The organism is Paenibacillus marinisediminis, from assembly GCF_054343325.1.
Window position 1 is genome coordinate 56,086 of the sequence record NZ_JBTGUH010000011.1, and the last position, 13,128, is coordinate 69,213.

The window sequence follows — 13,128 nt, forward strand, 5'->3', positions numbered from 1 at the left end:
GAACTTATCACAGTCTACCCTCGGCACTCATCCACAAATGCGCGGAACAGCCCGGCAGAGCGATCATCGTGCCTGTGCATCATCTCTGGATGCCATTGGACGCCTACGACGAAACGATCGCCGTTCCTCTCGATGCCTTCAATAATTCCGTCCTGAGCGACTGCGCTCACGCTGAAGTCCGGACCCGTCTCCTTCACAGCTTGATGGTGAAAGCTGTTGACGGGAATCGCATCTTCGCCGTATATGTCCATCAGTCGCGAGCCTTGCAACAAGAACACCGTATGGACGGCGACATGCTTAGGAGAAGCATGGGCATAGCCATGTCTGTCGCTGTCGGGACGTTCGCTCGGCAAGTCTTGATACAACTTGCCGCCCCCCGCCACGTTCAGCAGCTGGCAGCCTCTGCAGATCGCGAGGATAGGCATATCCGTATCCTGCAGCACCTTCTTGACTACCGCGAATTCATGCGCATCGCGCACAGCATTAACAGCGCCCAGCTTATCACTTGGCTGCTCGCCATAATAGCTCGGATCGACATCGGATCCGCCGGTGAGCAGCAGGCCGTCAAGCCGTTCAATCAGCGGATACAAGTACTCTGGACGCTCTGTCACAGGCAGCATGACAGGAGTTCCTCCCGCCTGCTCAATCGCTTTGACATAATCATCATCTAGCTCTTGAATAAGTGAGTCCGGACGTGCCGAACAATTAGCAGCTATGCCTATCAAAGGTCGCATCATGATTCCTCCATATGTTCTTCTTCCTCCGCTATTCATTTAACTCGAAGGACGTCATCCTACCAATGACCATCATAACAAGAGATCCCATCTTTAACCAGTGTAAACAAGCGTGTATAATGAACAAAAAAACCATATTTTGGGCAGTGGTCAAATGAATCAACTAAATCGAGTACAACGTTACAATCCGGAGGCGCCATGAAGAAGAACTGGCTTAATCGCTTGATCGTTTCCTACCTGCCTATTTTCATTATCATCAATTCACTGCTGATCTTTATCTTCTTCTTAGTTCTTAGCGATCAAGCTAAGAATCAAGCGTACAAAGCCAATCATGCTGCGGCTGGGCAGGTCATGCAATCTGTTGAATACAAGTTAGAATCGATTCATGAATTAGTCTTAAAGGAATTGCGCAGCAATGAGTACCTGAGGCCGTTCTTCAATGAGAGCATTCCGTCGAGCCCGCTTGTGAATGCCAAGGTGTCTTCCTTGTTGAATGGCATCCTGCTGTCTAATAACCTGATTGACAGTATCTATTTCTATCGTGATTACGACGGAATGGTGCTGACGAACCGAATGATGATAGGTATCGACCAATTCGGAGATAGGGAATTCGCGTTAGCCGCATATCAAGATAAGAAGATGACCGAATGGACCTCTATTCGGGAGTACCACCCCATTAATGGGCAAGACAATGGCCCACCTGTCGTATCGCTAGTAAGGAGATACCCTGTACTTGCAGGCGACTCAGGTATTATCGTTGTGAACCTGGAAGCAGCTTCCCTCCAGAAGATGATAGACGGAATGACAGACAACTCTTCCAGCTTTATGGATCTCTATGATCAGGATGGACACCCATTTCTGGATAAGAAGCTTCAGTTCTCGGGAGTTGCTCATGCAGAGGAAGAGACGGGGACGTATAAGGTGATTTCTAACGTTGCATCCAGCACAACCAATTGGGAAATAAGAAGTGGTTATCGCAATGTTGACTTCCTCAGCATGGCGTCCATTGTCTACAATGTATGGGTATGGCTGGGGGTTGCCGCCATCTTGCTCGGCGCGGCTGCGGTCATCTTTCTTTCTAGACGAAATTACAAGCCGGTTGAGCTCATCCTGCAGAGTCTAAATATGAGCCAAGTTCGTACACCAGAATCGAAGCGAGGAAAGAGAATCGATGAATTCAACCTTATTGCTTCGGCCATTCATGACTTGATTGAGCAATCGGACTCCTATAAGAAGCGTCAGAATGAAGACCTTGCGTATCGACGCAAGCACTTCTTCAAAGAAATTATGGAGGGGACGCGTCCCGTAGGGCAGGAAGAGTGGAATCAGGAGATGTCGCGGCTCGGCTTGCGGACAGCAGGAGGAACCATGGTTGTAGCTGCGATGGAGATTGACCGCTACTCCTTGTTCGCAAACGGCTATTCGCATCATGATCAGTATCTGTTAAAGTATGCGCTCTCGGCCATTATTCATGAAATAGCCGAGCAGGAAGGTGTACAAGCATGGTCAGAATGGATATCGAACAGGAGATTGGGCGTGCTGCTGCAATATGAGGCTGATGCCATCAATCAGAGCTCGCTTGCCCATGACATAAGCGATCAAGTGCGGGATTGGGTGAAGGCGAACATGAACTTTACCGTCACCCTGGGCATCGGAAGCGCCGTCGATCGCCTTGACGATCTCTCACTTTCATACGAGGAGGCGCAGCAAGCCCTAAAGTACAAGCCGGTGCTTGGCAGCGACACAACGATCTCTACTGCCGATGCCGAGCTTCAGCCGCAAGGAGAACTATATCGGCTGCTCCAGACGGTCCGCTCTCTGTCGCAGTCATTTCGATTGAATGAGGAGCAGTGGAAGGAACAATATGAACAATTCTTCAACGGCTTGCGTGAAGGAGTATTCACACGCGACGATATTATCAATCTGCTGAACTACTTAACGTTCCATTTGCAGAAAGAGATGATGGAGCTCCCAACTGAGTTTCAGAAGGTTTGGCGTACGAATGCAGAGAGCAAGCTTGCCGCGGCTACCGCCAGATTCGAGTTGCTGGAGGAGGTTCGGGACGAATACTTCGACATCCTGCTGGATGTGTCCAGTCGATTAGCCGGTCTTAGGAAGCAGCGGCAGAACCATAGCCTTATTCAAGAAATCAAAGTGTATCTTGAGCATAACTACGGCAACCCTGACCTTTCATTGGATCATATCAGCGATCACTTTAACCTGAGTCCAAAATATTTCAGCCGCCTGTTCAAAGAAGAGTTCGGCGAGAAATTTACCGACTTCATCGCGAAGGTTCGCGTTCAGGAAGCGAAGAAAATGCTTATAGAGAGTGATGCTCCTGTGCATGTCATCGCATCTAAGGTCGGATATGTCCACACGCTCTCATTTATCCGAATGTTCAAAAAGATAACCAGTGTAACGCCTGGATACTTCCGAAGTGAGCATCAAGCCTCCCAAGTGGAACATTGAATATACCTGGAAAGTTGTATATGAAGGGATAGCCTAACACCGCGACTAGAGCGTGATTGAGCCGATTCAATCCGCCTGCTGCGGTGTTTTTGCTGTGGATGGAAATACGTATACGAAAAGAAGAAATGTGGATATTGTTCGATGTGTCCAGAAGAAGGTAGATTGAGATGTACCATGTTGCATGAGGAGAGGGGGTGATAACAGCATGAATCAACGAACGGCGGAAGCGGCAAAGGGGCAGGTGTCCAACATGTATCCTAACGGGGCTTTATTATCCCCAAGAAGAAAGCGGTTTCAACATAATATCCCTTTGCTCATATTGTTCCTACCCATTGTGCTCTACTTTGTAATCTTCAAATATGTTCCGATGCTTGGATTAGTCATTGCATTTAAAGATTACGGCTTCAGGGACGGTATACTCGGCAGTCCTTGGGTTGGGCTGGACAATTTCAAGCTGCTGTTCGACAACCCTATGATGCTGAATGTGATTCGGAACACGTTGATGCTTAGCTTACTGAATATATTTGTAGGCTTTCCGTTCCCTATCATACTTGCGATTCTGATTAATGAAGTCAGGAAATCCTGGTTTAAGAAAAGTGTTCAGACCTTGGTGTACCTGCCACACTTTCTGAACTGGGTCATTATTGGGGGCATCGTCGTCACCTTGTTTGCTCAACAGGCTGGGACGATTAATATGCTGCTCGAGAAGCTGACAGGGTCCAAGTTCCCTTTTCTCTATAACGAATTAAGCTGGCTGTCCATTTATGTTGGTTCAGGAATATGGAAATCCGCAGGCTGGGGGGCCATTATCTACTTGGCGGCATTGTCCGGAATCAGTCCTGATCTATACGAGGCGGCGAGTATTGACGGCGCTTCAAAGTGGAGGCAGATGTGGCATATTACGCTGCCCGGCATACGTTCCACCATCGTGCTGGTCTTCATTTTGAGCATGGGAAATCTAATGGAAGTGGGCTTCGACCACGTCTATGTCCTGCAGAATTCAGCCGTTTCCAATGTTTCCGAGGTCATTAGTACCTGGAACTATAAGTCAGGCTTGCGTGGCAATCAATTCAGTATCGGCGCGGCACTCGGTTTGTTTGAATCGCTAATTGGCCTCATATTTGTTATTGCTGCGAATCGGATCGCACGCAGATTCGGGCAAAATATATGGTAGGAGGAGAAGGATGAAGGCCACTAGAGGGGAAAAATGGTTTTACGCATTTAACTATGGAATACTGTCCTTGCTTTCCATATCATGTCTGCTGCCGATTATTCATCTCTTATCCGTTTCGCTAAGCTCAAATGATTCGGTAATGTCGGGGCTCGTGTCGTTCTGGCCTGTTGAATTCACATTCGATTCGTATCAATTGCTGTTTGATGGTACGCCTATTATGCGTGCTTTCACGAACAGTGTGGTGATTACAATCGTAGGTACGATGATCAACATGACATTTACGATTATGGCTGCTTATCCACTGTCACGAAAATATTTCTATGGTCGAAACTTGTTCAGTATGGCGATCGTCTTTACGATGCTGTTCAGTGCGGGGCTCATTCCGAACTTCCTGCTCATTCGATCGTTGGGACTGCTCGATAGCTATGGCGCGCTGTGGCTTCCTGGAATGGTAAGCGCTTGGAACCTGCTGGTACTGCGCTCTTTCTTTGAGAATATTCCTGAGGAGCTGGTAGAGGCCGCTCGTATAGACGGATGCTCAGAGTGGGGATTGCTATTCCGTATATTTCTGCCGCTGTCTATGCCGGTTCTTGCTGCGCTTTCCCTATTTTATGGAGTCGGACACTGGAACTCGTTCTTCAACGTGCTGATGTACATTAACGATTCTACCAAGCACAATCTATCGGTATTGGTTCAGAACATGATACAGAATCAGCAATTGTTGAATGAAATCAACAATCAGATGAACATGGGCAACACGAGTGAAGACTTAAGCAAGATTACTCCCCAATCCATTCGTGCTGCTGGAATTATGGTTATGGTTGTTCCGATGCTGGTTGTGTATCCATTTCTACAGAAATTCTTTGTGAAAGGTATGCTGATAGGTTCTATTAAGGGATAGGCTTTGTATCCATATTATTCTATTATTGTTCAAGGGGGAGATAGGTGTGAAGTTGGGAAAATGGAGATCAATCGGGGTATCTACATTAGCGGCACTTCTGGTTATGAGCGTGCTCTTGTCGGCCTGCTCGGGGAATACGTCAACCAGTAGCAATAATAATACGAACAGCAATAATGCGGGGGAAAGTGATAAGAAACCTGCGGCACCTGAGAAGAGACCTAAGATCACCGTTTCGATTTATGATCGCGGACTTGTTCCTCCGGGTGAAGGAGATTATACCAAGAACCGTTGGACGGAATGGATCAATGAAAACTCACCGGTTGAAGTTGAATTTATCCCGGTACCGCGAACTGGGGAAGCCGAGAAGTTCAATACGCTGTTTGCTTCTAACTCTGCGCCGGATCTTATTATGACATATGCGCAGGGCTATCGTAACGATCTATACAGCTCGAAGCAGGTTATGGCGATGGATGAAATCATTGATAAGTACAGCACCAACTACAAGCAGATGATGGAGAAGTATCCGCTGCTTAAGAAGCTGGGCTACAAGAATGATGGAAAAATATACGAGCTTGGCCGCGTAACGGGCCTGCAGCAGAATACGACAGTTGTGATCCGCGAGGATTGGTTGAAGAAGCTGAACCTAGAGATGCCGAAGACAACGGATGATCTGCTCAACGTCATGAAGGCGTTCACCGATCAGGATCCGGATGGCAATGGGAAGAACGACACTTTTGGCTATAATCTAAGCGGCAGCGGCGGCGATATTATTAATGCGACCTTCGGCAACAATACGTGGCATTTTGATCAGAATGGCGCGTTGTATCACGATTTCGAACGTGCCGAGGCAGCAACAGCTTTCAAGAAGCAGATGTATGAAGCTGGAGTTGTGGACAAGGATTTCTTGACGGACAAGGGCGGAGAGAAGGCGAAGCAAGACTGGGTAAATGGCAAGCTCGGTATCTACGCCGCAACAAAGATTACGTCTAATCTGCCGCTGTATCAAACGTTTAAGAAGAACAATCCAGATGCGAAAATGGCAGTAATGCCGCTGCCGAAAGGACCTTTTGGACATTTTAGCCCTGAGGTTGATACACCTGCAGGATCAGTTGCGATGGTAAATGCGAGCGCGGAGGACCCGGAAGCGGTTATCAAATTTGTAGATTGGCTGATCTCTGAGCCGGTACTGCGCACGCTAAAGTATGGCTTTGAAGGTGAGCACTGGAAGATGGGACCGAGCGGATGTCCAATTCCGATAGACCCTGAGAAGAATAAGAAGGAGCTCGACTGGAATTATGAATACTGGACATTGTTCGGCAACACGATACTGCTCGGCAAGTGCGGCAGCCTAATCGGCAGCTTTGATCTGAGCGACCCGTTACAGAAGGAGCTTACAGATATCTACGCGGAGGGGGACAAGGCATTCCTCGATCCAAGCAGACCTGTATATAAGGATGTAGCCTTTATGCCGGCATTACCTAAGGATCTTCAGCTTATCAGCACGAACGGCTTCAGTTATAGAGATCTATACGAGAAGGCCATCGTCAGCGGACCTGAGTATACGGCGGAGCAGGCGAGCAAGGAAGCGAAGGACATATGGGAGAAGGCCGGCGGCCTGAAGGTCGATGAATATTACACGAAATATTACGCTGACAACAAGGACAAAGTGTACATGGCCAAGATTGACGCTTATAAATAAAATATAATGAACGTGAAGAAGCACAAGGGCGTCAACTGCACTTGTGCTTCTCTGTTGAATGATCATGCAGAATACCACGTATTAATCCAACATGACCTCTTTGTCAGGGTCTCTAAGATACTCGAACATCATCTTGATCTGCGCTTCGGTGTTGCGCTCATAGGAAAGCTCGGGAAGAGCATCCTCCCCGAAGAACTCGACAGCGCTCGTTTCGACACCGCTATGCGCTTCACCGCCGACGATCCTGCATAGGATGAACATTTTATAGATGTGATAGAGATCTGGAGGGTGGTTATGACGTTTCTTATCCAGCACAGCCAGCAAACGAACGGGCTCGACCACATAACCGGATTCCTCTTGCGCTTCCTTCACTGCAACTTCGGAAGGCGTGTACCCGATATCTGCCCAACCTCCGGGCAGCGACCATGCGCCGTCCAGCTTCTCGCGAACCAGCAGAATCTTATTCTCCTGAAAAACAACAGCTCGAACATCCACTTTCGGTGTCGCGTATCCGGTATCGCTGGCAAAGGCAAGCTCAATCTTCTCGCTGCTAATAGAGCCTAAGGTGTATGCGGATAGGATCTCGACGCTCATCTGTCTAAGCTCTTCATACCGCTCAGCATCGTATACATCCTTCGTATAGGTCAGACCAGTCTGAGCGATGGCCTGGATCTGCTTAGCCCACGTTAACCATTTCGGATCCATAGACATAGATTATCTCTCCTCCTCTTGCAGCAGACGTATGAATTGATCCGTGCTCGTAAATATCCGATCGGGTGCGGTCTCGAAGCTGGCGCTCTGAACGGTAGGCAGCCAGTGAACGCCATATGTGCGCACTCCCGCAGCTAGCCCGGCTCTAATATCAGCGTTGCTGCCACCGAGAAACATGGCTTCCTCCTTACTAACGCCAAATGTATGTAACGCCGTTAATATGCCCTCTGGATGCGGCTTGGGCTGCTCGACGTCATCGCCTGTAATGGACAGGTCGAAGTAGTCGGACTGTCCGAGCGCCTCAGACGAGATGATAAAGGACTTGCGGCTCTTTCCGGTTATAACTCCAATCTTGATTCCTTTATTCTTCAGATAGGTTAGTAGATTGCTAATGTCCTGAACCTTCATTGCATCATCAAGATGACCCTGGCGGTACAACTCATAATAGTCCTCTATTGCTTGGGGTACGGTTGATGCGTCGCTGAAATTGATCGCTATTATCTCATCATCGGTTGGCCCGAACATGTCTATTAGCTCACTCACGGTCACCTTCCGTCCGTCATACTTGTCAAATACCGCTTGAAACGCTTGGAATGCAATTGGCAATGTATCCGCAAGTGTGCCGTCATAGTCAAACAATACAACCTTAGGAAGCATGTGGTCACTCTCCTGTTTCGTGCGTAATATGTCTCCATTATACTGCAGGATAGGTTTGTACATGTGTTATCAGGTGCACACCTCAACCTTTTTGCGTTGTAGTTATATACCATTATAGCAGCGGGTGAATGGAAAGGGTGAGGGTGAATATGAGTTACAGCAGAAAGCTGGATTCATCTCCAATTCCTATTGCCTATAGCATCTATGGTAAACTAGAAGGAAAAATGGATACCGATAGGCAAGGAGATAAACGATGATGAAGCTGATATCTTGGAACGTTAATGGGCTTCGTGCCTGTGTGACGAAGGGATTTTATGATTATTTTAAGGAACAAGACGCAGACATCTTCTGCGTTCAGGAAACGAAGCTGCAGGAAGGGCAGATTGCTCTTGAAATAGGTGATGAATACTCACAGTATTGGAACTACGCTGTGAAGAAAGGCTATTCTGGAACGGCTGTATTCACTAGAATTAAGCCATTATCGGTGCGCTATGGCATAGAGGAGAACGAGGAGCCGGAAGGCCGTATTCTGACACTGGAATTCGACGGCTTCTATCTCGTGAACGTGTACACGCCGAATGCGAAGCGGGACTTGTCCCGACTGGACTATCGATTGGAGTGGGAGGATCGGTTCCGGAGCTATCTTCAGCAGCTGGACAGCCAGAAGCCGGTTATCGTCTGCGGCGATCTGAACGTGGCGCATCAGGAGATTGACCTGAAGAATCCGAAGTCGAATGAAGGCAATTCAGGCTTTACCTTCGAAGAGCGCAGCAAGATGACGGAGCTTCTGGGAGCAGGCTTTATCGACTCGTTTAGACATCTATACCCAGATCGAACCGACACCTACAGCTGGTGGTCGTACATGGCTAAGGTAAGAGAGCGCAACATCGGATGGAGAATTGACTATTTTCTCATCTCCTCACGGCTCGCATCCCTGGTATCAGATGCGGAGATTCATACTGAGATAATGGGAAGTGATCACTGTCCGGTAGTGTTGAAGATCGAGGATATTCAATAGACAATCTCATATTATAGGCCAAAGAACCTTCAAATCCGCTTGAAAGCCGGGTTGAAGGTTCTTTTCTATTTGGATATGACAAACAGAGCGGAGAGGATTCTATTAAACAGGCATCCTATAGTAATCCGTCGCTGAAACAACCTGGAATCCAGCTGAGATATATAGCCGGTAGGCTCGCTCATTTGCGCTGTTCACGTCAAGAACGATATCCGAGATGTTCCTACTCATTAATTCGCGTATTACTTCTTGGAGCGCGGCTCTGCCTAACCCCTTGCCCTGAAGGGTTGGATCGATCCCAAAGCCATTGATGGACGCCGATTGTTCAACATAGGTGATCGATACGATGCCCGCATGTTGATCGCCATGCATGATTGCATATTGCGTACGGTTGGCAGCTTTCATCGTATTGGTTATGAATGATGCAGCAGACTCTATACTCTCTTCAAAGATGGTACTGGATAAATGAATGATACTGTTCAGATCCTCCTCAGAAGCCACCTTCAGACGAACTGTATGCGGAGAGAGGGAATTAGAAGATATCCGCTCTCCCTTGTACTTTAGTGAATACTCTGTAAATTGATACGCGGCTGGCAGTCTACTCATGACCTGCTTAGCAGGAGCGGCTTGAGAGTCGCATACAAGCAGCAAGCTAGGTATGCGGTAGAGTGAGAGCTGTTCACTAGTTGTTGTCAGCAGCGAGCTGAAGTATCCTTGTTGCCTATAGTCAGGGAGTGTACAGCCAGTAACCTCTGCTTCCTCCATCGTAGGGATAAACAGTTTGATAAAGCTTACTAGTTGCTGTTGTTCATAATATAGATAGTAAGAAGGAATACGCTTATCGATATTGAGAGAATTATCGAGAGTAAGACGGACAGACGGATCAATTGCTTGGCAGCAGCGCTCCAGCTGTTGGATGTCTTGTATGATGTCGAGATCAAGTTCATTCAGCATTAGAATCAAGGTATTTTCACGCCTTTCACTAACAAGGTATAGGATTACTCTTGAATATTGGTAAGCGGATGTTGAGAAAAATGACAATTGGATCGCATTGGTTGAAACAATCGCTGCTCCTCATACGTATGATGAGAATGATGCCAGATTAGATGAATGTGATGGCTGTACTTGTAGCATAGCTTAAACATGAACAAAATTTAAGCCTAATTTCAGCATGATTTTACATAAATTGATCATACTAATCTCATCCCATTATGAATTGGAGGTGTCACAAGGATGAAATGGACTACAACATCGGCTGTTGCTTGGTCAACAGCTATAATGCTGCTACTCGCGTCTCCAGCATCGACATCGGCACTTGAAATGACAGAGAAGACTATTGCGACGCTGCCAGAGGCGAAGGTCGTGATGGCTGGAGTAAATGATCGCAAGAACGATGAGCCGTCTCAATTATTGTCGATGCTGCCAACAGGCGACATGATGAAGCCGAGCACATCTGAAGATAAATCCCAAGCTGATGCTAAGGCGAAGTGGGAAGAACTGCAGAAGGATCCAGAGCTGCAGAAGATGCAAACTGAGATGAAAGAACTTCGCGGCCAGATGCGAGAGCTGCGCGAGAAGCGTTTGATGCATATCGCCAAGAAATTGGGCGTATCGACAGAAGGGAAGACGCTTGAGCAGATTCGTGACGAAGTTCAACAGAAAATGGGTGGAAAAAAACACCTGTTCCACGGGAAACATGTCAATAAAGAGGACCGGGTGCAGCATATGAAAGATTGGTCTACGCAGAACGGTGCGCAGATGGACGGGATCACCGCAGAAGAATTAAAAGCGAAGATGCAGGAATGGAGAGCTCAACAGAGTGAGCAGGGCTCTCGACAATAGCACGGATGCAAAGTGAAGTGAGGCATGTCCACTGGTCTAAGGGACATGCCTTTATCATTACAATTGTTTCACGGGCAAGGCTTATCGTGGCATTGGACATTACTCTCGAAGTTTGAAGGATTAATGATTGCCATGCCGTCTAATAGTCAATTAATCATAACGAAGGCCGAAGGCTCACATCAACGCGGAGTTACATAATAAAAAACCCGACAGGCCGCATGAGGCATCCTACCGGGTTAATCTACTAAATCTGTTGAACTACTATTCGACTGCCATATACTTGTACTGCTCGTCGCTCAAGATGCGCTTAGCACCTACATAGCGGTTCTCATAGTAATCCATGCTCAAGCTGTCGATGCGAGTTCCCTTACTTGTAGAAGCGTGAGCAAATTTGTTGTCGCCAACGTAAATGCCAACGTGAGAAACACCTTTTCCGCTAGTATTAAAGAATACTAGGTCTCCAGGACGAAGTTCGCTCTTCTTTACTTTAGTACCTTCATCATACATCCCAGAGGATGTGCGAGGAAGATCAATTTCGTACTTGTCGAATACGTATCCTACGAATCCAGAGCAGTCAAAGCCTTTAGTTGTTGTGCCGCCGTACTTGTAATCAATACCTAACAAACCATCGATCGTAGTGTCCAGCTTAGTTGCTGCGAATGCGCTTCCAGTTCCGATAGAGAATAGCAAGCTCATTGCAACAGCTGCTGTGATAAACTTCTTCTTCAAGTAAATATACCCCTTCCGTGCCTGCGAGGTTAGCTGGAGGGTTCGGTTGAAGGTCCCCTATGATCTCTGCATAAGCAAGATCAATTCACCCAAAATACTTGGTTCCCCCGCTTCCCGGATGTGTACGGGAACTCGGCATAATAAGATCACATCTGAGTCCGATGCTTACAATTACAATCTTGCAAGAACTGAGAATGGTTTCATGACAAAGTTGTAATAAATCCTGGATTTATTTTAACAGAATGTAATTCATTTGACAAACTGTTTTTGTCCCTAAAATAAAAAAACTTGTCCCTATCCGCGAAAAAAGCGGGAAAGACAAGTTTTTTTTGCTATATATGCGTTCTATTTTTGATGCAGTATCAGCTGTATGATTTAGAGATTTTCCCGATGCTGCCAAGCTGCGTATCGGCTGGACAGGCTCCATAGCTTCAGCAAAGTTTGCAGTGCTGGAAAGGCCTGTTGAAGGATAAGGGCCGTCATGCCTGTCCAGAACATAGCGGCTGTTGTAACCATAGCGCCAGAGAGAGCTGTGATCAGGATGAATATGAGCGATATTCCGATAACGGGCAGAATACGGCGTATGCCCCATTTCATTGCCTGAAGAAGCGACATCTCTGTCGCCGCACCGAATTGCAGGAACAGGAACAGGTGATGCAGTAGCCATCCTCCTATGATCCAGACGAAGGCAATGGGCAGAACATTCATTAGCATGGACTGCCAATTTAGGGAAGTCGCCAGCGTCTCTGCCAGATAAGGGACGATCCAATAAGAGGGGGCCAACAACACAACCGTTTCGATTAGATACAATAAGGATATCGGTTTCCACACTGTGGCAATACCTCGAAAGAAGGTCAGACTGGATTCTGATCGATGATTGGCCATGGTATACAGCAGTCCGGCATGAATCAATGGTGTCAACAACATCCGCAGCGCGATAAATCCGATAGCAGCCCATAGATAAGGGGTATAAATAGATGTCTTGGTTAATTGGAATTGGCTTTCCAGCATAAAGATTTGATTGCTCATCTCAGACGGCGCTGGATCGGGATATCGCTTCAATATCGGAACAACGATAGAATCAATAAACCGGTAGAGGAAAAATCCCCACAATAGATGGTACAGGAACAGAAGTACCCAGATATGAACATGATTCTTGATCCAATCCCATCCTGTGCGAAAATGTGGTTTCATGCG

The 13,128-nt window shown here is 47.2% G+C and carries 13 protein-coding genes and 1 riboswitch; of the genes, 7 read left to right on the forward strand and 6 right to left on the reverse strand.

Annotated features, from left to right (window positions below; all coding sequences use genetic code 11):
- Positions 1–14 precede the first annotated feature (14 nt).
- Positions 15–734 carry a gamma-glutamyl-gamma-aminobutyrate hydrolase family protein gene (locus tag ACXX53_RS19520; protein WP_458570364.1) on the reverse strand — a complete coding sequence of 240 codons (720 nt, stop codon included), beginning with the start codon at positions 732–734 and terminating at the stop codon, positions 15–17.
- Between the two features lie 198 nt (positions 735–932).
- Here ACXX53_RS19520 and ACXX53_RS19525 point away from each other — a divergent pair, with 198 nt between their 5' ends.
- The 4 genes from ACXX53_RS19525 (at position 933) to ACXX53_RS19540 (ending at position 6,977) form a co-directional block, all read left to right on the forward strand.
- Positions 933–3,203, forward strand: coding sequence for a helix-turn-helix domain-containing protein (locus tag ACXX53_RS19525; protein ID WP_458570365.1), 2,271 nt, complete (start codon positions 933–935; stop codon positions 3,201–3,203).
- A gap of 250 nt (positions 3,204–3,453) precedes the next feature.
- Entirely contained in the window at positions 3,454–4,377 is a 924-nt protein-coding gene (locus tag ACXX53_RS19530) for an ABC transporter permease (RefSeq protein ID WP_458570405.1), read from the forward strand.
- Positions 4,378–4,387: 10 nt separating this feature from the next.
- Positions 4,388–5,278: a carbohydrate ABC transporter permease gene (locus ACXX53_RS19535; RefSeq protein WP_458570366.1), complete on the forward strand. Its 891-nt coding sequence runs from the start codon at positions 4,388–4,390 to the stop codon at positions 5,276–5,278.
- A gap of 46 nt (positions 5,279–5,324) precedes the next feature.
- The gene (locus tag ACXX53_RS19540; protein ID WP_458570367.1) at positions 5,325–6,977 is read left to right on the forward strand and encodes an extracellular solute-binding protein; all 1,653 of its coding nucleotides are present in this window, start codon (positions 5,325–5,327) and stop codon (positions 6,975–6,977) included.
- 81 nt (positions 6,978–7,058) lie between these two features.
- Here the strand turns inward: ACXX53_RS19540 and ACXX53_RS19545 are convergent, their stop codons facing one another.
- Together ACXX53_RS19545 and ACXX53_RS19550 are read right to left on the reverse strand one after the other, a co-directional pair.
- Positions 7,059–7,682 carry an NUDIX hydrolase gene (locus ACXX53_RS19545; RefSeq protein WP_458570406.1) on the reverse strand — a complete coding sequence of 208 codons (624 nt, stop codon included), beginning with the start codon at positions 7,680–7,682 and terminating at the stop codon, positions 7,059–7,061.
- A 9-nt stretch (positions 7,683–7,691) separates the two neighbouring features.
- Positions 7,692–8,345, reverse strand: a complete 654-nt coding sequence (locus ACXX53_RS19550; RefSeq protein ID WP_458570368.1) for an HAD family hydrolase — start codon at positions 8,343–8,345, stop codon at positions 7,692–7,694.
- A gap of 256 nt (positions 8,346–8,601) precedes the next feature.
- On the opposite strand from ACXX53_RS19550, the gene ACXX53_RS19555 reads away from it, so the two are divergent.
- Positions 8,602–9,363: an exodeoxyribonuclease III gene (locus ACXX53_RS19555; protein WP_458570369.1), complete on the forward strand. Its 762-nt coding sequence runs from the start codon at positions 8,602–8,604 to the stop codon at positions 9,361–9,363.
- A 102-nt stretch (positions 9,364–9,465) separates the two neighbouring features.
- Here the strand turns inward: ACXX53_RS19555 and ACXX53_RS19560 are convergent, their stop codons facing one another.
- Complete coding sequence (locus tag ACXX53_RS19560) at positions 9,466–10,314, reverse strand: GNAT family N-acetyltransferase (RefSeq protein WP_458570370.1); 849 nt, start codon at positions 10,312–10,314, stop codon at positions 9,466–9,468.
- A gap of 279 nt (positions 10,315–10,593) precedes the next feature.
- Between ACXX53_RS19560 and ACXX53_RS19565 the strand changes: the two genes are divergently transcribed.
- On the forward strand, positions 10,594–11,202 hold the full coding sequence (locus tag ACXX53_RS19565; protein ID WP_458570371.1) for a hypothetical protein: 609 nt from the start codon (positions 10,594–10,596) through the stop codon (positions 11,200–11,202).
- A 45-nt stretch (positions 11,203–11,247) separates the two neighbouring features.
- Complete coding sequence (locus tag ACXX53_RS19570) at positions 11,248–11,400, forward strand: hypothetical protein (protein ID WP_458570372.1); 153 nt, start codon at positions 11,248–11,250, stop codon at positions 11,398–11,400.
- A 63-nt stretch (positions 11,401–11,463) separates the two neighbouring features.
- Here ACXX53_RS19570 and ACXX53_RS19575 read toward each other — a convergent pair whose 3' ends face one another.
- Positions 11,464–11,931, reverse strand: a complete 468-nt coding sequence (locus tag ACXX53_RS19575; RefSeq protein WP_458570373.1) for a C40 family peptidase — start codon at positions 11,929–11,931, stop codon at positions 11,464–11,466.
- Between the two features lie 4 nt (positions 11,932–11,935).
- Positions 11,936–12,079: riboswitch (cyclic di-AMP (ydaO/yuaA leader) on the reverse strand.
- A 227-nt stretch (positions 12,080–12,306) separates the two neighbouring features.
- On the reverse strand, positions 12,307–13,125 hold the full coding sequence (locus tag ACXX53_RS19580; protein WP_458570374.1) for a carbamoyl transferase: 819 nt from the start codon (positions 13,123–13,125) through the stop codon (positions 12,307–12,309).
- Positions 13,126–13,128 lie beyond the last annotated feature (3 nt).

Bases quoted from the DNA above. Each gene is read 5' to 3' on its own strand.
- ACXX53_RS19560 (WP_458570370.1), bottom strand. From the start codon at position 10,314: ATGCTGAATGAACTTGATCTCGACATCATACAAGACATCCAACAGCTG.
- ACXX53_RS19535 (WP_458570366.1), top strand. From the start codon at position 4,388: ATGAAGGCCACTAGAGGGGAAAAATGGTTTTACGCATTTAACTATGGA.
- ACXX53_RS19525 (WP_458570365.1), top strand. From the start codon at position 933: ATGAAGAAGAACTGGCTTAATCGCTTGATCGTTTCCTACCTGCCTATT.
- ACXX53_RS19520 (WP_458570364.1), bottom strand. From the start codon at position 734: ATGCGACCTTTGATAGGCATAGCTGCTAATTGTTCGGCACGTCCGGAC.
- ACXX53_RS19530 (WP_458570405.1), top strand. From the start codon at position 3,454: ATGTATCCTAACGGGGCTTTATTATCCCCAAGAAGAAAGCGGTTTCAA.
- ACXX53_RS19580 (WP_458570374.1), bottom strand. From the start codon at position 13,125: ATGAAACCACATTTTCGCACAGGATGGGATTGGATCAAGAATCATGTT.
- ACXX53_RS19555 (WP_458570369.1), top strand. From the start codon at position 8,602: ATGAAGCTGATATCTTGGAACGTTAATGGGCTTCGTGCCTGTGTGACG.
- ACXX53_RS19565 (WP_458570371.1), top strand. From the start codon at position 10,594: ATGAAATGGACTACAACATCGGCTGTTGCTTGGTCAACAGCTATAATG.
- ACXX53_RS19570 (WP_458570372.1), top strand. From the start codon at position 11,248: ATGCCTTTATCATTACAATTGTTTCACGGGCAAGGCTTATCGTGGCAT.
- ACXX53_RS19545 (WP_458570406.1), bottom strand. From the start codon at position 7,682: ATGGATCCGAAATGGTTAACGTGGGCTAAGCAGATCCAGGCCATCGCT.
- ACXX53_RS19550 (WP_458570368.1), bottom strand. From the start codon at position 8,345: ATGCTTCCTAAGGTTGTATTGTTTGACTATGACGGCACACTTGCGGAT.